Below are 18346 nucleotides of genomic sequence, written 5' to 3'. Positions count from 1 at the left end.
GGTGCCCCATTACACTGAGGCCGCACCAATCTGAGGAGACAGAAGTGGAAACCGCAGCCAGCAACGGGTCGGGCCAGACCGGGACCGCGCGCGTCAAGCGCGGCATGGCCGAAATGCTCAAGGGTGGCGTCATCATGGACGTCGTCACACCCGAGCAGGCGCGCATCGCCGAGGGCGCCGGCGCGGTCGCGGTGATGGCACTCGAGCGCGTGCCCGCCGACATCCGCGCCCAGGGCGGGGTCTCGCGGATGAGCGATCCCGACATGATCGAAGGCATCATCTCGGCGGTCACCATCCCCGTGATGGCCAAGGCGCGCATCGGTCACTTCGTGGAGGCCCAGATCCTGCAGGCGCTCGGCGTCGACTACGTCGACGAGTCCGAGGTGCTGACCCCGGCCGACTACGCCAACCACATCGACAAGTGGCGCTTCACGGTGCCGTTCGTGTGCGGCGCGACCAATCTGGGCGAGGCGCTGCGCCGCATCACCGAGGGCGCGGCGATGATCAGGTCCAAGGGCGAGGCCGGTACCGGCGACGTCTCCAACGCCACCACGCACATGCGCAAGATCGGTGGTGAGATCCGCCGGCTCACGTCGCTGTCCGAGGACGAACTCTACGTCGCGGCAAAGGAATTGCAGGCGCCCTACGACCTCGTCGTCGAGGTGGCGCGGGCCGGCAAGCTGCCCGTGACGCTGTTCACGGCGGGTGGCATCGCCACCCCCGCCGACGCGGCGATGATGATGCAACTCGGTGCCGAGGGCGTGTTCGTGGGCTCGGGCATCTTCAAGTCGGGCAACCCCGCCGAACGCGCCGCGGCCATCGTCAAGGCCACGACCTTCTACGACGATCCCGACGTGCTGGCCAAGGTCTCGCGTGGGCTGGGTGAGGCGATGGTGGGCATCAACGTCGACGACATCCCGGTGCCGCACCGGCTGGCAGAGCGCGGCTGGTAAGAACCGAACGTGGCGATCGAAGAGATCCTCGACCTGGAACAGATCGAGGTCAACATCTATCGCGGCGGCGTGTTCAGCCCCGAGTCCGGCTTCCTGCAGCGCACGTTCGGCGGACACGTCGCCGGGCAGTCGCTGGTGTCGGCGGTGCGGACCGTCGACCCGCGCTTCCAGGTGCACTCGCTGCACGGCTACTTCCTGCGCGCGGGGGATGCCCGCAACCCCACCGTGTACGCCGTGGAGCGCATCCGCGACGGCGGGTCGTTCTGCACGCGCCGCGTCAGTGCCATCCAGCACGGCGAGACCATCTTCTCGATGTCGGCGTCGTTCCAGACCGACCAGAGCGGCATCGAGCACCAGGACGCCATGCCGAGCGCACCGCCACCGGACAACATCCCGGACTTCAAGTCGGCCAGCAAGGTGTTCGACGATGCCAGCTTCCGGCAGTTCGACGAGTGGGACGTGCGCATCGTGCCGCGCGACCAGGTGGCGGCGATCCCCGGCAAGGCATCCCAGCAGCAGGTGTGGTTCCGTCACCGCGACCCGCTGCCCGACGACCCCGTGCTGCACATCTGCGCCCTGGCCTATCTGTCCGACCTGACGCTGCTGGGCTCGGCCCAGGTGCATCACGCCGACGAACGCCAGCACCTGATGGTGGCCTCGCTCGATCACGCGATGTGGTTCATGCGGCCGTTCCGCGCCGACGAGTGGCTGCTCTACGACCAGTCGTCGCCGTCTGCGTGTGGTGGCCGCGCGTTGACGCAGGGCAAGCTGTTCAACCGTTACGGCGACATGGTGGCCTCGGTCATGCAGGAGGGTCTCACCCGCTACAAGCGCGACGTCGCGAAGTGACCGCGCCTCGCGTGGGTGTTCTTGCGCTGCAGGGAGATACCCGTGAGCACCTGGCGGCGCTGCGTGAGGCCGGCGCCGAGGCGGGCACCGTGCGGCGGTTGTCCGAGCTGGAGGCGGTGGACGCGTTGGTGATCCCGGGTGGGGAATCGACCACCATGAGCCACCTGCTGCGCGAACTGGAGTTGCTCGAACCGTTGCGGCAGCGGCTGCGCGACGGCATGCCCGCCTACGGCTCGTGCGCGGGGATGATCCTGCTGGCCACCGAGATCGCCGACGCCGGCGTCCCGGGCCGGGAGGCGCTGCCGCTGGGTGGTATCGACATGACGGTGCGGCGCAACGCCTTCGGCCGCCAGGTGGATTCCTTCGAGGTCGACGTCGAGTTCAGCGGCCTGGACGGACCGGCGCACGCCGTGTTCATCCGGGCGCCGTGGGTCGAGCGCGTCGGCCCGGACGTCGAGGTGCTCGCCCGCGCGGCGGGCCATCCCGTCGCGGTGCGGCAGGGCCGGGTGCTCGCGACGGCGTTCCATCCCGAGGTCACCGGCGACCGGCGGGTGCACCAGATGTTCGTCGCGTCGCTGTAGCGCCGCTCACTCCTCGTCGGCGCCCGACGCGGGCTCCATGGCCAGGCTGGTGGTCCCCGACCGCTCCTCGGCGGTGCGGGCGGCGTGCGCCGGCCGCAGCTGGACGACGCCGCGGCCCACGGCGCGCCGGATCCCGGGCGGCCCGTCCTTGCGGAAGAAGTCGCCGACGCGGCCCGCGCCGAAGCGCAGCGGAGACGCCACGATCTCGCCCATCACGACGCCGCTGCCGATCGCCAGCGCGATGGCGCTGGCCGCCAGCAGCTGGGTGAGCCCGTAGTCGAAACGCTCGTCGACGGCGAACGCGAACACCGCACGGAACACCGCAAGACCGGGCAGCAGCGGTGTGATGCCCGCGGTGACGGTCACCAGGGCGGGAGCCTGGCGCCGCACGGAGATGACGGTGGCGAACAGACCCACGGCAACGGCCGCGGCGAGCGTGGCGACCACCTGCCCGACCCCGGTGGCGCTCAGGCCGATCGACGTCGCGGCGGCGATGCCCGCGGCGGTGCCTGCCGTGACCACCGAACGCAGCGGCCCGTAGCAGGCGATGGTCATGAACACGCCCGCCAGCACGGCGCCCGCGACGGCGATCGCGATGGGCAGCGGCTGATAGGTCACCACCAGCGCCTGCCGGACGTCGACGCGCAACTCCATGGCGAAGCCGGCCGCCTTGGCGATCTGCAGCCCGCAGATGATGCCCACCACGATGCCCGCGGTGAGGAACAGGGCCGAGCCCAACCGGGCCAGCGCGGTGATCATGTACCCGGTCAGGGCGTCCTGCATGGAACCCACCAGCGTCATGCCCGAGAGCAGTACGACGATGCTGGTGGCGATCAGCGTCGTCAGCCCCTGGCCGACGAACTGATAGGTGGTCACCGCGGCGAGGGTGCCGATGGCTCCGCCCACCACGTGCTGGAAGAAGAACGGCGTGCCCACGCGGTTGAGCAGGCGCCCCACGCGGTCGATGACGGCCGAGGTCACCGCGGCCACCACGCACGTCAGCGCGCTGCCACCCAGCAGCATCGCGATGCCGAACGCGAACGCCGCCCAGCTCACCGTCGCCAGCCAGCGCGGGTAGGGATGCGGTTGGCCGGTGATCTCGTCCATGGCGGCGTGCGCCTCGTCGACCGAGACACCGCCGACCGTGATCCGTTGCACCAGCCGGTCGAGGTGGGACAGCCGCGTGTAGTCGGTCGATCGCGTCCACACCGAGCGCACGATGGTCACCGGCGGGCTCTCGTCGGTGGGCGGGGCCGACACGATGATGGTGGTGAACGTGATGTCGACGACGCAGTCGGTGAGCTGATAGGCCGCGGCCACGTCCTGGGCCGTGGCCACGACGTCGGCGGTGCCCGACCCCGACGACAGCATCACCTCGGCCAGCCGGATGACGAGGTCGAGGACCCGGCGGGTGTGCAGGTCGCCGAGTTCGTAGGAACTCCGGTGGCGTTGCCCCGCACCGGGTGCCGGGTCGCGGCGCCCGCTCATCGCGAGCCGCCACCCTCGTCGCAGGCGGGTCGATCCGCCCGAATCCCGTTCAGCCATCACGGACGACGATACTGAGTCGACGTAGTCGCGAGGCAGACGACGCCGAGTCGACGTAGTCGCGAGGCAGACGACGCCGAGTCGGCGCGGTCGCGAGGCAGACGACGCCGAGTCGGCGCGGTCGCGAGGCAGACGACGCGGGGTCAGGAGCCCAGGATCGGGAGCAACAGCCGCGACGCCGACCGCACGGTGTTCAGGCTGCTGGTTCCGACCGACGCGTGCCGGAACCCCATGATGGCCGGCGTCGTCGGATCCTGGTCGTCGCCGGCGAGTACCAAGCGGATGCGATGCCCGGCGGCGAAGCGACGGGCGTTGGGCACCAACGGGATCCGGTATTCCACGTCCTGGCCGATGGGGACGGCGCTGGCCTGCCTGCAGGGCAGGACCGGTGCACCGGGCACGCTCGCGGCGTCGTCGACCTGCCGCAGGCCGGCGCGCAGCCATCCCGCGGTGACGTCGGTGACCTCGCCGTCGGGCGCCACGTCCTGCAGGGTGGCGATCCACGCGGTGTCCGCGGCGGTCGCCGACGCGACCAGGCGCAGCTCGATCTCGCCCACGACGTCCAGGTCGGTGTCCAGCGCTGCCGACGTCCACGCCAGGGTGGCCGGTGGGTCGGCGGCGCTGGTCCTCACCCGGCCGGTGCCCGCGCCGAGCACCAGGAAGTCGCGGGCACCCGGTGTGCCCTCGTCGGCGAGCAGGGCGCCGTCGGCGCGCAGCGCCCACTGCTGGTGGGTGGCGGCGGGCGGCCAGGACGGGCTGGTGTGCCACCCGGGCGCCCCCGGCAGCGCGAACCGGACCGGGTCGCCGTCGAGGATGCCGGTGTCGCGGCCCTTGAGCCAGTGGTCGTACCACGCCAGCGCCTCGGTGTGCAGGCTCTCCCACGGCCACGTCAGGCCGTAGCGGTCCAGCAGGGCCATGCGGACGTTCGGGTTGTCCGCCAACGCCTTCCACGTGATGAACGTCGACGGCAGGTGCAGCGGCACGTTCTCCCAATCGCAGCCGAGATACACCGGAACGTCGACGTCGGCCAGCAGCGGGGTGAGGTCGCGCTCGTCCCACCACGCGTCGCGCACGGGATGGGCGACGACCACGTCGCGCCACAGGTCGTCCCAGGGATGCGGGTCGTGGGGGAGCTTGAGCAGTTGGTGCATCGTCGTCACCGCGGCCTCGCCGTTCATGGTGCCGAACTTGCGGTGCAGCGGTCCCAGGTTGAGGACCTTGCGGGCGAGTCGCAGCCCGGCGCTGCGCCAGAACTCGCCGCTGCGCCCCGCGGTGAGGCCCATCATCGACAGGAACGGGGTGACGAAGGCCGAGCTGACGAGGCCGTGGTGTGACGCGGCCTCGAACAGGTCGGACGTGACGGCGACGGGGAAGATCGCCTTGAGGTGCGGCGGCCGTTCGACGGCCGCCTCGAGCTGCGTCATCGCGAAGTAGCTGATGCCGATCATGCCGACGTTGCCGTCGCACCACGGTTGCGTGGCCGCCCACTCGACGAGGTCGTGCATGTCGCGGCGCTCCGCGGCGTCGAAGAATCCGAACTCGCCGCCGGAGCCGCCGGTGCCGCGCACGTTCGCGATGACGTGGACGTAGCCCCGCGAGACCCAGAACGCCGTGTTGCCCGCCTCGATGAAGCCCATCGGCGCGCCGAGGTCCTGGATCTGACGCGGGTAGGGCGAGGCGGCGACGAGCACCGGGAAGCGTCCCTCGGCGTCGGGACGGTGGACGTCGGCGAGCAGCGAGATGCCGTCGCGCACCGGTACGGCCACGTCGAGGTCGTGGTGCACGGCGTACTGCGGCTCGCTGAGGTTCCGGTACTCCCGGCCCGTGGTCTGGGGCCCGTTGAGGGGTGCGCTCTTCGCCATGAGTCTCACGCTACGGTGAAACTAATCTCAACGCAACGGGAAACCCCTTGTTAGGCTCGTGAGATGGCGAAGCGGTCCCACCCCGGCCCCCGCGACGAACGCGGTGTGCTGTCGGCCCGCATCCTGGCCACCGCGCGGGAGCTGTTCGCCGAGCACGGCTGGGCAGGCACCACCATCCGGGCGATCGCCAGAGGCGCCGACGTCGACCCCGCGCTCGTCTACCACTACTTCGGGTCCAAGGAAGCGCTGCTCGACGCGGCGACCGCGCCACCGCAGCGGTGGCTCGACGCGGTCGCCGCCACGTGGGCGACGCCGCACGCCGAGCTGGGCGAGGCCCTGCTGCGGTTGATGCTGTCGGCGTGGGAGGACGAGGAGATCGCACCCGTGCTGCGGGCCGTGCTCCTCACCGCGGCCCACGACGAGACCACGCGGGACAAGCTGCGCCGCATCGCGGAGGCCAACCTGATCGGCGTCTCGCGGCTGGGGTCCGACGAACCCGACCGCCTGCGGCGCAGCGGGCTCGTCTCGTCACAGCTGATGGGACTGGCCATGGTGCGCTACGTCTGGCGCGTGGAACCCGTCGCGTCGATGACCGAGGACGAACTGGTGGCGGCCGTCGCGCCGAACTTGCAGCGCTACGTCGACGGCAATGTCGACGGCGATGTCGACGGCGGTGTCGACGGCGACCTCTCGGCGTGATCCATGCCGTTCGCGCCGCGGTGAGCATGGCCCGGGCCTCGTCGGCCACCAAGTAGACTGGTCGGCCGGACGTCAATCCAGAGAGGTAAGGCACGGCATGAGCGGCCATTCCAAGTGGGCGACCACCAAGCACAAGAAGGCCGTCATCGACGCCCGGCGCGGCAAGAGCTTCGCCAAGCTGATCAAGAACATCGAGGTGGCGGCGCGCACCGGTGGCGGTGACCCGGCGGGCAACCCCACGCTGTACGACGCCATCCAGAAGGCCAAGAAGACGTCGGTCCCCAACGACAACATCGAGCGCGCCCGCAAGCGCGGTGCCGGCGAGGAAGCCGGCGGCGCCGACTGGCAGACCATCATGTACGAGGGCTACGGCCCCAACGGCGTCGCCGTGCTGGTGGAGTGCCTCACCGACAACCGCAACCGCGCCGCGGGCGAGGTCCGCGTCGCCATGACGCGCAACGGCGGCAACATGGCCGACCCCGGCTCGGTGTCGTACCTGTTCTCCCGCAAGGGTGTGGTGACGCTCGACAAGAACGAACTCACCGAGGACGACGTGCTGGCCGCGGTGCTCGAGGCCGGCGCCGAGGACGTCAACGACCTGGGTGAGAGCTTCGAGGTGATCTCCGAGCCCAGCGACCTGGTCGCCGTGCGCAGCGCGCTGCAGGAGGCGGGCATCGACTACGACTCGGCCGAGGCCAGCTTCCAGCCGTCGGTGACCGTACCCGTCGACCTGGACGGCGCCCGCAAGGTGTTCAAGCTCGTCGATGCGCTCGAAGACAGCGACGACGTGCAGAACGTCTACACCAACGTCGACATCCCCGACGACGTCGCCGCCCAGCTCGACGAGGAGTGACGCCCCCGCGGCGCGCGGTCCCGCTCAGCGGCGGGAGCCCGCCGTCGCCGTGAGGAACGTGCCGATCTCGATGGCCGTGCGCTCGGGCTGATCCAGCATCACCAGCACCTTGGCGTCGTCGATCCAGCGCAGCGTCGCCCCCGTGAGCGCGGCGAGCGACTCGGCGTGCGCGGGCGGGAACACCCGGTTGCGGGCCCACAGCACGAGCACGTCGCCGTCGAAGTCGGCGAGCCGTTCGGTGGCCCGGATCAGCTCACCGGCGTCGAACCGGGTGCGGCAGTACTTCACCAGGTCGCGACGCACGCCGACGTCGGCGATGCCGGGAGTGGTCCAGGCCTGCACGACGTCCTGCGGGATGGACCGCGCGGCCATCATGCCGAACATGAAGAACCTGTCCCGCAGCCACCGGACGCGCATCTGGCGCAGCGCCAACGCGACGGTGCCGGTGGTGCGGCCGGCGACCCACGCGGCGACTCCTGGTGGACCCTGCGGCGGGAAGTTGGCGTAGGCCTCCGACGGGCACACGATCAACCGGCTCACCCGCGTGTCGCGGCCGATGTCGGTGAGGAACAGCGGGCCGCCCCAGTCGGTGACCACCAGCGTGACGTCGCGCAGGTGCAGCGCGTCCAGCACGTCGGCGAGCAGGCGCACCATGCCCGGCATCGTCAGGTCGGCGTCCGCGCGCATCGGGATGCGATGCCCGCCCAGCGGCAGCACCGGCAGCAGGTAGCGAAAACCGTTGGGCAGCAGGGGAAGTGTGCGACTCCACTGGGCATGGTTCATCAGCAGCCCGTGCAGCAGCACCACGGGCGGACCGCCCGGGTCGCCGGCGTCGTGGTACTCGATGGTGCCTGCTTCGACGTCTACCGTTGGCACGTGGACCCCTTAGAACGATCATTCTAGAACGTGTGCTCTAGTGTGGTCCCCGGGAGGTGCGATGGCAAGGTCCACGCGGGAATCGATCCTCACGGCGGCGGCCGAGTTGATGCGCGTGCGCGGCTACGCTGCCGTCGGCATGAAGGACGTCGCGGCGGCCTCGGGCGCGCCCATCGGCTCGCTGTATCACCACTTCCCGCGCGGCAAGGTGCAGATCGCAGGGGAGGCCCTGGCCAACGCCGGCGCGGCCTACGGCCTGCTCATCCCCACGCTGATGGCGCCCCACGACGACCTGGCCGAGGCCATCACCGCCGCCTTCACCCAGGCCGCCGACGACATGGCCGCCACCGGATACGCCAACATGTGCCCCGTCGCCAGCGTCGCCGCCGAGGTGGCCGACACCGTCGAGGAACTCCGTGTCACCACCGCAGAGATCGTCACGTCATGGCTCGACGGCGGGACGGCCTACTTCGCCGCCCGTGGGCTGGCCACCGAGGAGGCGCGGCGGCTGACCATCGCGCTCGTGGGCGCACTGGAAGGGGCATTCCTGCTGGCCCGCACGCTGCGCGACGTGGAGCCGCTGCGCGTCGCCGGAGCCGTGCTGGCGCAGCGCTATCGCGGCGTCACGCTGGCGCCGACCGCCGAGTGTGGAATGGGCTAGTACGCGCTAATCGCGCCAATCGCGCTAATCGCCTCCGCGTCCGCGCACCACGGATCCGTTCGAGCCCTTCGAACCGTTCGAAGCGTTGGAGCCGTTGGACGGCACCAGATCGTCGCGCGGGTCCCCGTGGTCCTCGCGGTCCCCGCGGTCCCCGTGGTCGTCGAAGGCCCGGGCGCGCTCCTCGGCCTCGGGGCTACCGGAGAACAGGCTCGATCCCACCCGCGAGGTCTCGCCGTCGCCCGGGCGCGGGCGCGAGTGCACCGTCGGCGCCGCGTCCTCCTCGACGAACCGCTGCATGGGCAGCGCCCCGCCGGTGCGGTGCAGCCAGTCGACCAGGCCCTCGCGCACCGCGCAGCGCAGGTCGAACAGTGCCCCGGCGTTGGGGGCGCTGACGACGATCCGCACGCGCACCACGCCGCCGACGGCGTCGGTCACCTGCAGCACGCCGCGGCGGCCATCCCACTCCTCGGCGTTCGCGGCGAGCAGCCGGTCCAGCTCGGCGCGCATGGCGTGCAGCGGGGTGCGGAAGTCGACGTCGAACTCCACGGACCCCATGATCTCCGTGGCGTTGCGGGTCCAGTTCTCGAACGGGGTCGTGGTGAAGTACGTCGACGGCAGCACCAGCCTGCGCTCGTCCCACAGCCGCACCACCACGTAGGTGAGCGTGATCTCCTCGATGCGTCCCCACCAGCGGCCCTGCTCCAATTCCACGATGTCGCCGACGCGCACGGCACCCGAGAACGCGATCTGCATGCCGGCGAACACCGCGCCCAACGACGTCTGCGCGGCCAGGCCGGCGACCACCGACAGCACGCCGGCCGAGGCGAACAGCGTGGTGCCGATGTCCGAGAACGCTGGGAACGTCATCAGGATGGCCGCCACGCCGAGGACGACGACGATCGCGATGGCGAGGCGTCGCAGCACCGTCACCTGGGTGCGTACCCGACGCCAGCGCCGATCGGCGTCGGTGATCTCGTCGTCGCCGCCGGCGAAGCGCGAGATCGCGCGCCGCTCGGCCACCTGCACCAGGCTGATCATCAGCCAGGTGAGGGTGGCGATGTTGGCGATCAGCAGCGTGTGGTCGACCCACCCGCGCCACGGGTCCGCGTCGTCGGACGTCCGCTGTACCGCGAGGGATGCGGCGAAGATCATCAGCGTCGTCCGCAGCGGCAGCCTGCTGAACGTCGCCACGTCGGCCAGCACGTCACTGCGCCTGCCGATGCGACGGATCAGCCACGTGGCGGCGGCCCCCACCAGGTAGGCGATGACGATGGCACCGGCCACCCAGGCGAGGGTGACGGCGAGGTTGGTGGCGGACTCGAACTCGGTCTCGTCGGGCATCAGTGCGTGTCGGCTTCCGGTCGGGGTCGGGTCGGGTTCCTCCCCGCGACGGTAGCTGCGTCTGCCGATGCCGTCACGCCGGCGGTGCCGCCGCGACGCCGCCGAGGTCGCGCGAAACACGGCCTCTTGCAGGCACTTTGGCGACGGCGCGGGGTGTGGAACCGAGGGCTTGCGGGACGCGGTCGACGTCGCTGCCGACGCCCGCCCCACGATCCCATCCCCGTTCGACGGTGGTCTGAAACCCTCGATCCCGAACCCCGAGCCGGCAGCGGCGCCGATCGCCGAGGCGTGTCCCTACCCGGCGCGGCGCCGCGACACCGCTACGCTATCGAACAGCTGTTCGGCACAGGAGTCGTGAAGGAGTGATGGTGCGGGTGATGGGCGTGGACCCCGGCCTGACGCGCTGCGGGCTGTCGGTCATCGAGAGCGGGCGTGGGCGGCACGTCACCGCGCTCGACGTCGACGTGGTGCGCACCCCGTCCGACGAACCGCTCGCGCGGCGGCTGATGACCATCAGTGACACCGTGGAGCACTGGATGGACACCCACCTGCCCGACGTCGTCGCGATCGAGCGGGTGTTCGCCAACCAGAACGCCAACACCGCGATGGGCACGGCGCAGGCCGGCGGCGTGATCGCGCTCGCGGCGGCCAAGCGGGACATCGACGTGCACTTTCACACGCCCAGCGAGGTGAAGGCCGCCGTCACCGGCAACGGCCGTGCCGACAAGGCCCAGGTGACCACCATGGTGACCAAGATCCTTGCGCTGCAGGCCAAGCCGACACCCGCCGATGCCGCGGACGCGCTGGCGCTGGCGATCTGCCATTGCTGGCGCGCCCCCATGATCGCCCGCATGGCCGCTGCCGAGGCCATGGCCGCCGAACACCGGCGCGCGTACCAGGCCCGGCTGAAGGCCACCGCCACGGCGAAGAGCGTCCGGTGATCGCCTCGGTGAGCGGCGAGGTGCTCGACATCGCCTTGGACCACGCCGTGATCGAGGCCGCCGGCGTCGGTTACAAGGTGATGACCACGCCCGCGACGCTGGCCACGCTGCGCCGTGGCACGCCGGCGCGGCTGATCACGGCGATGATCGTGCGCGAGGACTCGATGACGCTCTACGGTTTCGCCGACGCCGAGTCGCGAGACCTGTTCACGACGCTGCTCGGGGTGTCCGGCGTCGGGCCCAAGATCGCACTCGCCACGCTCGCCGTGTACGACGCCCAAGCGCTCCGCCAGGCCCTCGGCGACGGCGACGTGACCGCCTTGACCCGGGTGCCCGGCATCGGCAAGCGCGGCGCGGAACGCATGGTGCTGGAGCTACGTGACAAGATCGGGCAGGTGAACTCGGGCGGCGTGGCGTCGGCGACCGGACACGGCATCCGCGGGCCGGTGGTCGAGGCGCTCGTCGGCCTCGGCTTCGCGGCCAAGCAGGCCGAGGACGCGACCGACTCGGTGCTGGCGGGTGACCCCGACGCCACCACGCAGAGCGCGCTGCGGGCCGCGCTGTCGATCCTGGGCAGGAAGTAGCGGCCGTCGTGAGTCGCGTGCGCGAAGAGGATTGAGATGGGTCGCTTCGAAGAGGACGAAGAGCCCGACCAGCGCGACGTGTCGGCGGCGCTGACCGTCGGCGAGGGGGACATCGACGCCAGCCTGCGGCCCCGCTCGCTGCGCGAGTTCATCGGGCAGCCACGGGTGCGTGAACAGCTGCAACTGGTGCTCGAGGGCGCCAAGAACCGCGGCGGCACACCGGACCACATCCTGCTGTCCGGGCCCCCCGGCCTCGGCAAGACGTCGCTGGCCATGATCATCGCCGCCGAGCTGAACTCGTCGCTGCGGGTCACGTCGGGGCCCGCATTGGAACGCGCCGGTGACCTCGCGGCGATGCTGAGCAACCTCGTCGAGGGTGACGTGCTGTTCATCGACGAGATCCACCGCATCGCCCGTCCCGCCGAGGAGATGCTCTACCTGGCCATGGAGGACTTCCGGGTCGACGTCGTCGTGGGCAAGGGACCGGGGGCCACCTCGATCCCGCTGGAGGTGGCGCCGTTCACCCTGGTGGGCGCGACCACGAGGTCCGGTGCGCTGACGGGTCCGCTGCGCGACCGGTTCGGCTTCACCGCGCACATGGACTTCTACGAACCGAGTGAACTCGAACGGGTGCTGGCGCGGTCGGCGGGCATCCTCGGCATCGAGTTGGGTGCCGAGGCCGGCGCGGAGATCGCGCGCCGCTCCCGCGGGACGCCGCGCATCGCCAACCGGCTGCTGCGCCGCGTCCGCGACTACGCCGAGGTGCGGGCCGACGGTGTCATCACCCGCGACATCGCCAAGCTCGCCCTCGCGGTCTACGACGTCGACGAGTTGGGCCTGGACCGCCTGGACCGGGCCGTGCTGTCCGCGCTGACGCGGAGTTTCGGCGGCGGTCCCGTGGGGGTGTCGACGCTGGCGGTCGCCGTGGGGGAGGAGGCCACCACGGTCGAGGAGGTGTGTGAGCCGTTCCTGGTGCGGGCGGGCATGATCGCGCGGACGCCACGCGGTCGCGTCGCCACCGCCCAGGCATGGCACCATCTCGGCATGACACCGCCCAGCGGTGTCACCGGGCTGGGACAGCCTGGTCTGTTCGAGTGATGCCCGACCGCCGTGGGGGTGGCGGGAACGGAGGGATGACGAAGGGGATGACGAAGGGATGAGGACGGGATGCTCGTCGCTGCTCTGATCGTCGCCGCCCTGGCTGCGGTGCTGCACGTGTACATCTGGATCTTGGAGTCGTTCCGCTGGACGGCGCCGCGCACGCGGGCGGCGTTCGGGACGACGGCCGAGGAAGCCGAGACCACCAAGCTGCTGGCCTACAACCAGGGCTTCTACAACCTCTTCTTGGCGATCGTGACGTTCGTGGGCGTGGGGTTGACGATGTCGGGCGGCACGGCCCCCGGCGTGGCCTTGGTCTTCGCGGGCGTCGGGTCCATGCTCGCCGCCGCGCTGGTCCTGGTGGTCTCGGACCGCAGCAAGAGCCGCTCGGCCGTGCTCCAGGGCGCGTTCCCCTTGGTGGCCGTGGTCCTGCTGGCCATCGGAGTGGCCGCCGGCGGCTGAGCCTGCCCGTCGGCCGCGGGTGCGACCGTGGACCGGGGCGTACCCGACGGGGCGGGGCGGACGGGGTGCGTTCCGGCGACCTGCACGCGGTCCCCGCCGGCGCGCTTGGCGGTGTACATGGCACGATCCGCCGCCTCCACCAGTCCCTTCAGCTGCTCGGTCAGCGCTGCGGGATGGTCGTCGGCGCCGGTCAGCCTGGTTGAGGCCGCCATGGCGACGCCGACGCTGGCGGTCACGCGCCAGCGGTTCTCGGCGATCTCGCGGCGCAGGCGTTCGGCCAGGCCGAGCACGTCGTTCGGCGGGGCCGTCACCCCGACGACGAACTCCTCACCGCCGATGCGTGCGACCACCGAGTCGCCTCGCCGGATGCCGCGCAGGATGTCGGCGACCTGAATCAGCGTCGCGTCCCCTGCGGCGTGACCGGCGGTGTCGTTGACGCGCTTGAACGCGTCGAGATCGATCATCATCACGCCCAACACGGTCGCCCGGTTGCCCGCCGATTCGGTGGCCAGCGCGCGCAGCGCCCGGTGGAAGCCGCGCCGGTTCGGGAGTTCGGTGAGCGGGTCGATGTCCGACTTGGTGGCCTCCAGGCCCAGGAAGTGCACCAGCACGTGCCCGCCGAAGGGCACCGCGAGCACGCCGATGGTGACCACCAGCAATTTGCTGGCCGCGCCGTACGGATCGTTCTGCACACCGATGTGGATCGCGCACACGCCGGCAGTGATGGCCGCGAGGGCGATCGTCAGCAGCAGCGCGCGGCCGGTGTGGAAGAACGCGACGTACCCGGCGAGGGCGGCGAAGGCCGTGCAGCCCGCCAGCCCGGACGACGGCGACGGCTGCGCCAGACATGCCGCGGCGATGCACGTTCCCGCGCAGGCGACGAACGCCAGCGATTGCGGGCGGGTGGGCCAGCGTGCGGCCCACAGCGCTGCCATCACACAGGTGGTCGCGGCCACGGCCAGCGACATCCACCGCTCCAGCGGCTGCTGCGGCCCACGCGGGCTGAAGAGCATCAGCAGCGGCGCGACGGCCAGCGCCAGCAGGATTGCCGCCACCATGAGGCGGGTGAAGCGCTGCACGCGCCGGCTCTGCAGATACGCCGACAACCAATCGAAGTGATCGGGTTGCCGCCACCATCGGCGAACTGACTCCACTGCCCTGTGCCCACTCTTCGACGTCCGTTGCCCCGATCGCGGGTGCGGTCGGTGCTGATGTTCGCGGCCCCGGTACGCAGAGGACCCCCCGCTGCATCGTACAAAACCCAGGACCGGTTTGCTGACGAAGTCGCAGGATCTGGCGGGTGTGACGCCCGACGGGCCGCGGGTTGGCGGGATACCGCAGCGGGTACCTCTCGGCCACAACCCAGGAGGCAGCCATGACCAACGTCGTGAACCGCAACGCCGTCAACCGAGACACCCTCAAGCGAGACACCCTCAAGCGAGACACCCTCGACCGAGACACCCTCGACACCGCCGTCGCGCCGGACGTGCAGGCCCGTGGGGGTCGGCTGACCATGCCGCGCAGCCGCGGCGCGGCGAGCGGGCTGGTGGTCCTCGCGCTCGGCGCGTGGGGGGCGGCCGCGCCCTTCGTCGCGCCGTCGCTCGGCATGTCCTACAGCCTCGGATCGGATTGGACCGTCGGCCGCGGCTGGCTGGAGGTGCTGCCCGGAGTCGTCGCGATCGTCGGCGGACTGCTCCTGCTGACCTCGCGCAACCGGATCACCGGAATGCTGGGTGGCTGGTTGGCGGCGGCCGCGGGCGCGTGGTTCGTCATCGGTCGGGCCCTGGCGGGGCCGCTGGGCCTCGGCGACGTCGGCACGCCGGTGGGGGACACCGAAGCGCAGCAGGCGTGGGTCGAGCTGGCCTACTTCTCCGGCGTGGGCGTGCTGCTGGTGCTGTTCGCGGCGATGGCGCTCGGACGCCTGTCGGTCCGGTCGGTGCGCGACGTCGAATTCGTCCAACGCCCGGTCCGGCGCCACGACGTCGCCGCCCCGGCGGCGCCTGCGACCACCGTCGCCGCCCCGGCGGCTGCCGCGCCCATCGAGGACGCGCGCACTGAGGTCATCCGTGACGAGCGCCCGCGCCGCGGCGGATGGCGTGCCGCGCTGCGCGGCCGGTCCACCGCCGATACGACGCGCTAGCCGTCGTCCGACGCCGACGGCCGGTGCCCACGACGCGCTAGCCGTCGCGCCGTGTGCTGGGTCAGGCGTCCTTGAGTACCAGGGCGAGCACGTCGAGGGCCTCCTCGAGCAGTTCGTCGCTGATGGTCAACGGCGGCAGGAAGCGCAGCACGTTGCCGTAGGTGCCGCAGGTCAGCGCGATCACGCCGGCGGCGTGCGCCCCCGCGGCCACCTTCTTGGTGAGGTCGGCGTCGGGCTCGAACGTGCCGGACTTCACCAACTCCATGGCGATCATCGCCCCGCGGCCGCGGACGTCGCCGATGCGGTCGTCGTCGGCCTGCATCCGGTGCAGGCGGCCCATCATCAACGCCTCGATCTGACGGGCGCGCTCGACCAAGCCCTCGGACTCGATGGTCTCGATGGTGGCCAGCGCCGCCGCGCACGCGACGGGGTTGCCGCCGTAGGTGCCGCCGAGTCCGCCGGAGTGCGGGGCGTCCATGATCTCGGCGCGACCGGTGACGGCGGCCAGCGGCAGCCCGTCGGCGATGCCCTTGGCCGTGACGATCAGGTCGGGGTCGATGCCCTCGTGCTCGCACGCGAACATCGCGCCGGTGCGGGCGAAGCCGGTCTGCACCTCGTCGGCGATGAACACGACGTCGTTGGCGCGGCACCACTGGAGCAGCGTGCGCAGGAAGCCCTCGGCGGGCACGATGAAGCCGCCCTCGCCCTGGATGGGTTCGATGATGATCGCCGCCAGGTTCTCGGCCCCGACCTGCTTGTCGATGACGGTCAACGCCCGGCGCGCGGCCAGTTCCCCGTCGGTGGCGATCTCCTTGCCGAACTCGGAGTCGCGGTAGGGGTAGGACAGCGGCGCGCGGTAGATCTCGGGCGCGAACGGGCCGAAGCCGTGCTTGTAGGGCATCGACTTCGCCGTGAGCGCCATCGTCAGGTTGGTGCGTCCGTGGTAGGCGTGGTCGAAGGACACGACGGCCTGCTTGCCGGTGTAGTGCCTGGCGATCTTGACGGCGTTCTCCACGGCCTCCGAGCCCGTGTTGAACAGCGCCGAGCGCTTCTCGCCCTGGACGGGCACCAGCCGGTTGAGGTGTTCGGCGACGGCCACGTAACCCTCGTAGGGCGTGACCATGAAGCACGTGTGCGTGAACTGGGCGGCCTGTTCGGCGACGGCCTCGACGACGCGCGGGGAGGCGTTGCCGATGGTCGTGACGGCGATGCCCGAGCCCAGGTCGATGAGCCGGTTGCCGTCGATGTCCTCGACGATGCCGCCGCCGGCGCGGGCCGCGAAGACCGGCATGGTGGTGCCCACGCCGCGCGCCACGGCCGATCCCTTGCGTTCCATGAGGGCAGTGGACTTGGGGCCGGGGATGGCGGTGGCCAGGTGGCGGCTCTGTTCGAGGGGGCTCATGGCTGCTCCAGTTCGAGGCGCGGGGGCGTGGGAGTGGATGTGGTTCGGGAGGGGTGACGTGCGAGGACGCGCGGTCACGCCCCAGCGCAAGCATAGGCGTGCACGTGGTTTCGTCGGCGTCGACCCCGACACGCGACGGGATCGGTGGCCGGCCCGGTATCGCGGCGCGAAATCCGTCGCCAGGTCGTCGCGTCGGGAAACGGTTCGCGAGGCCGGGCGGGTCCCGGCGCGACGGGCGGTCATCGGCGACGTGCCGTGATGGCACACTAGATGCTGATATCTGGCGTCCCGGCGCTCTCGCGTCGGCTGGTGCCCACCCCGAGACACCCACACGAAAGACACTTGCTGCGATGGATTTGGTCGTCTTCCTGCCCCTGCTCATCATCCTCGGCGCGTTCATGTTCTTCGCGTCGCGCCGCCAGAAGAAGGCGATGCAGGCCACGATCGACCTGCACGAATCGCTGGCGATCGGCGACCGCATCCACACGACCTCCGGGTTGGAGGGCACCATCACCGGCGTCACCGACGACAGTGTCGACCTGGAGATCGCGCCCGGCGTGGTGACCAGGTGGATGAAGCTCGCGGTGCGCGACAAGATCACCGACGCCGCCGACGACGTGACCGACGCGGCAGACGACGAGTTCACCGTCGACCGCACCATCGACGGCCCCGACGCCGGTGGCTTCGGTCAGGGACCCGACCAGCTCAAGAAGGACTGAGGGCCGGGCACTCAGCCCGACCCCGTACCCTTTGCGGTTGCGCAAGAACTGACCTGAGGAGATTCGAGGAACGTGGCATCGTCTTCCACGCCGGTGCACCCGTACCGCTACCTGACGCTCTTCCTGGTCCTTCTGATCGGTGCCTACCTGCTGGTGTTCCTGACCGGTGACAAGAAGGCCGACCCCAAGCTGGGCATCGATCTGCAGGGCGGGACCCGCGTCACGCTGACGGCACGCACCCCTGACGGCACCCCGCCCACGCGGGAGTCGCTGTTGCAGGCACAGCAGATCATCGGTGACCGCGTCAACGGCCTCGGCGTGTCCGGATCCGAGGTGGTGATCGACGGCGACAACCTGGTGATCACCGTGCCCGGCGACGACAGCAGCGAGGCCCGCAACCTCGGCCAGACCGCACGGCTGTACGTGCGGCCCGTCATCTACGCCATCCCGGCGCAGGGTGCCGCCCCGGCGCCGGGGGAGGGACCCGCACCCGGTGGTGCCCCGGGAGCTCCCGGTGCACCCGGCGGTGCTCCCGGCGCCCCGGGCGTGCCCGGTGCCCCCGGGCTGCCCGGCGCCCCCGGGATGCCGCCACTGATCGCACCCGCCGAACCCGGCGCGCCGATCGTCCCGCCGAACCCGAACGCGCCTGCCGGTCAGCCTGCGCCGCAAGCGCCGCCCGCCGGTGAGCCGGCCCCCCAGCCAGCCCCACAGCCAGCCCCACAGCCGAGGCCGTTCCCGCTCGAGCCCGCGCCCGAGCCCACCCCGGCACCCACCCCGGCA

17 protein-coding genes and 2 pseudogenes are annotated in these 18346 nt (G+C 71.1%); 13 read left to right on the top strand and 6 right to left on the bottom strand.

Features of this window, described 5'->3' with window-relative positions; genetic code table 11:
- Positions 1–44: 44 nt before the first annotated feature.
- From pdxS to pdxT, 3 genes are read left to right on the top strand one after another with little or no spacing between them, the layout of a single operon-like run.
- Positions 45–953, top strand: a complete 909-nt coding sequence (pdxS, locus tag AC30CM_RS21260; RefSeq protein ID WP_490118893.1) for a pyridoxal 5'-phosphate synthase lyase subunit PdxS — start codon at positions 45–47, stop codon at positions 951–953.
- A 9-nt stretch (positions 954–962) separates the two neighbouring features.
- Positions 963–1802, top strand: coding sequence for an acyl-CoA thioesterase II (gene tesB / locus AC30CM_RS21255; protein WP_490118892.1), 840 nt, complete (start codon positions 963–965; stop codon positions 1800–1802).
- Positions 1799–2383: a pyridoxal 5'-phosphate synthase glutaminase subunit PdxT gene (pdxT, locus tag AC30CM_RS21250; RefSeq protein ID WP_490118891.1), complete on the top strand. Its 585-nt coding sequence runs from the start codon at positions 1799–1801 to the stop codon at positions 2381–2383. The genes tesB and pdxT overlap by 4 nt, the downstream gene beginning before the upstream one ends.
- A gap of 6 nt (positions 2384–2389) precedes the next feature.
- Here pdxT and AC30CM_RS21245 read toward each other — a convergent pair whose 3' ends face one another.
- Both AC30CM_RS21245 and AC30CM_RS21240 read right to left on the bottom strand, forming a co-directional pair.
- The gene (locus AC30CM_RS21245) at positions 2390–3928 is read right to left on the bottom strand and encodes a threonine/serine exporter family protein (RefSeq protein ID WP_490118890.1); all 1539 of its coding nucleotides are present in this window, start codon (positions 3926–3928) and stop codon (positions 2390–2392) included.
- Positions 3929–4071: 143 nt separating this feature from the next.
- On the bottom strand, positions 4072–5790 hold the full coding sequence (locus AC30CM_RS21240; RefSeq protein WP_490118889.1) for a CocE/NonD family hydrolase: 1719 nt from the start codon (positions 5788–5790) through the stop codon (positions 4072–4074).
- A 63-nt stretch (positions 5791–5853) separates the two neighbouring features.
- On the opposite strand from AC30CM_RS21240, the gene AC30CM_RS21235 reads away from it, so the two are divergent.
- Both AC30CM_RS21235 and AC30CM_RS21230 read left to right on the top strand, forming a co-directional pair.
- Positions 5854–6489 carry a TetR/AcrR family transcriptional regulator gene (locus AC30CM_RS21235; protein WP_490118888.1) on the top strand — a complete coding sequence of 212 codons (636 nt, stop codon included), beginning with the start codon at positions 5854–5856 and terminating at the stop codon, positions 6487–6489.
- Between the two features lie 97 nt (positions 6490–6586).
- Positions 6587–7342 carry a YebC/PmpR family DNA-binding transcriptional regulator gene (locus AC30CM_RS21230; RefSeq protein WP_490118887.1) on the top strand — a complete coding sequence of 252 codons (756 nt, stop codon included), beginning with the start codon at positions 6587–6589 and terminating at the stop codon, positions 7340–7342.
- 24 nt (positions 7343–7366) lie between these two features.
- Here AC30CM_RS21230 and AC30CM_RS21225 read toward each other — a convergent pair whose 3' ends face one another.
- The gene (locus AC30CM_RS21225) at positions 7367–8218 is read right to left on the bottom strand and encodes an alpha/beta fold hydrolase (RefSeq protein WP_490118886.1); all 852 of its coding nucleotides are present in this window, start codon (positions 8216–8218) and stop codon (positions 7367–7369) included.
- Between the two features lie 61 nt (positions 8219–8279).
- Here AC30CM_RS21225 and AC30CM_RS21220 point away from each other — a divergent pair, with 61 nt between their 5' ends.
- On the top strand, positions 8280–8879 hold the full coding sequence (locus tag AC30CM_RS21220) for a TetR/AcrR family transcriptional regulator (protein WP_490118885.1): 600 nt from the start codon (positions 8280–8282) through the stop codon (positions 8877–8879).
- Between the two features lie 24 nt (positions 8880–8903).
- Here the strand turns inward: AC30CM_RS21220 and AC30CM_RS21215 are convergent, their stop codons facing one another.
- Positions 8904–10220 carry a mechanosensitive ion channel family protein gene (locus AC30CM_RS21215; protein ID WP_490118884.1) on the bottom strand — a complete coding sequence of 439 codons (1317 nt, stop codon included), beginning with the start codon at positions 10218–10220 and terminating at the stop codon, positions 8904–8906.
- Positions 10221–10588: 368 nt separating this feature from the next.
- Here AC30CM_RS21215 and ruvC point away from each other — a divergent pair, with 368 nt between their 5' ends.
- The 4 genes from ruvC (at position 10589) to AC30CM_RS21195 (ending at position 13305) form a co-directional block, all read left to right on the top strand.
- A complete protein-coding gene (gene ruvC / locus AC30CM_RS21210; protein ID WP_490118883.1) occupies positions 10589–11161 on the top strand; it encodes a crossover junction endodeoxyribonuclease RuvC in 573 nt (190 codons plus the stop codon).
- Positions 11158–11745, top strand: coding sequence for a Holliday junction branch migration protein RuvA (ruvA, locus tag AC30CM_RS21205; RefSeq protein ID WP_490118882.1), 588 nt, complete (start codon positions 11158–11160; stop codon positions 11743–11745). Before ruvC ends, ruvA begins: the two co-directional genes overlap by 4 nt.
- Positions 11746–11781: 36 nt before the next feature.
- Complete coding sequence (gene ruvB, locus AC30CM_RS21200) at positions 11782–12843, top strand: Holliday junction branch migration DNA helicase RuvB (RefSeq protein WP_490118881.1); 1062 nt, start codon at positions 11782–11784, stop codon at positions 12841–12843.
- Between the two features lie 69 nt (positions 12844–12912).
- Positions 12913–13305 carry a DUF1304 domain-containing protein gene (locus AC30CM_RS21195; protein ID WP_490118880.1) on the top strand — a complete coding sequence of 131 codons (393 nt, stop codon included), beginning with the start codon at positions 12913–12915 and terminating at the stop codon, positions 13303–13305.
- 89 nt (positions 13306–13394) lie between these two features.
- Here AC30CM_RS21195 and AC30CM_RS21190 read toward each other — a convergent pair.
- A pseudogene (locus AC30CM_RS21190) lies at positions 13395–14240 on the bottom strand (GGDEF domain-containing protein); the annotation flags it as partial.
- A 578-nt stretch (positions 14241–14818) separates the two neighbouring features.
- On the opposite strand from AC30CM_RS21190, the gene AC30CM_RS21185 reads away from it, so the two are divergent.
- Positions 14819–15445 carry a hypothetical protein gene (locus AC30CM_RS21185; RefSeq protein WP_490118917.1) on the top strand — a complete coding sequence of 209 codons (627 nt, stop codon included), beginning with the start codon at positions 14819–14821 and terminating at the stop codon, positions 15443–15445.
- Positions 15446–15506: 61 nt separating this feature from the next.
- Here AC30CM_RS21185 and gabT read toward each other — a convergent pair whose 3' ends face one another.
- Positions 15507–16847 (bottom strand): 4-aminobutyrate--2-oxoglutarate transaminase, encoded by a 1341-nt coding sequence (gabT, locus tag AC30CM_RS21180; protein ID WP_490118879.1) that lies wholly within the window; start codon positions 16845–16847, stop codon positions 15507–15509.
- 350 nt (positions 16848–17197) lie between these two features.
- Here gabT and yajC point away from each other — a divergent pair, with 350 nt between their 5' ends.
- Both yajC and AC30CM_RS21170 read left to right on the top strand, forming a co-directional pair.
- Entirely contained in the window at positions 17198–17566 is a 369-nt protein-coding gene (gene yajC / locus AC30CM_RS21175) for a preprotein translocase subunit YajC (protein ID WP_490118878.1), read from the top strand.
- Between the two features lie 72 nt (positions 17567–17638).
- A pseudogene (locus AC30CM_RS21170) lies at positions 17639–18346 on the top strand (protein translocase subunit SecD); the annotation flags it as partial.

Source organism: Mycobacterium sp. DHQP2018-32-09, from assembly GCF_058148405.1.
The sequence above is the reverse complement of the archived record's forward strand: the minus strand, read 5'-3'. Positions and strand labels throughout refer to the sequence as shown.

Excerpts from the sequence above, each read along its gene's own strand:
- AC30CM_RS21245 (WP_490118890.1), bottom strand. The coding sequence starts at position 3,928 with ATGGCTGAACGGGATTCGGGCGGATCGACCCGCCTGCGACGAGGGTGG.
- ruvB (WP_490118881.1), top strand. The coding sequence starts at position 11,782 with ATGGGTCGCTTCGAAGAGGACGAAGAGCCCGACCAGCGCGACGTGTCG.
- AC30CM_RS21240 (WP_490118889.1), bottom strand. The coding sequence starts at position 5,790 with ATGGCGAAGAGCGCACCCCTCAACGGGCCCCAGACCACGGGCCGGGAG.
- AC30CM_RS21230 (WP_490118887.1), top strand. The coding sequence starts at position 6,587 with ATGAGCGGCCATTCCAAGTGGGCGACCACCAAGCACAAGAAGGCCGTC.
- AC30CM_RS21235 (WP_490118888.1), top strand. The coding sequence starts at position 5,854 with ATGGCGAAGCGGTCCCACCCCGGCCCCCGCGACGAACGCGGTGTGCTG.
- AC30CM_RS21215 (WP_490118884.1), bottom strand. The coding sequence starts at position 10,220 with ATGCCCGACGAGACCGAGTTCGAGTCCGCCACCAACCTCGCCGTCACC.
- AC30CM_RS21185 (WP_490118917.1), top strand. The coding sequence starts at position 14,819 with ATGCCGCGCAGCCGCGGCGCGGCGAGCGGGCTGGTGGTCCTCGCGCTC.
- gabT (WP_490118879.1), bottom strand. The coding sequence starts at position 16,847 with ATGAGCCCCCTCGAACAGAGCCGCCACCTGGCCACCGCCATCCCCGGC.
- yajC (WP_490118878.1), top strand. The coding sequence starts at position 17,198 with ATGGATTTGGTCGTCTTCCTGCCCCTGCTCATCATCCTCGGCGCGTTC.
- AC30CM_RS21220 (WP_490118885.1), top strand. The coding sequence starts at position 8,280 with ATGGCAAGGTCCACGCGGGAATCGATCCTCACGGCGGCGGCCGAGTTG.
- AC30CM_RS21195 (WP_490118880.1), top strand. The coding sequence starts at position 12,913 with ATGCTCGTCGCTGCTCTGATCGTCGCCGCCCTGGCTGCGGTGCTGCAC.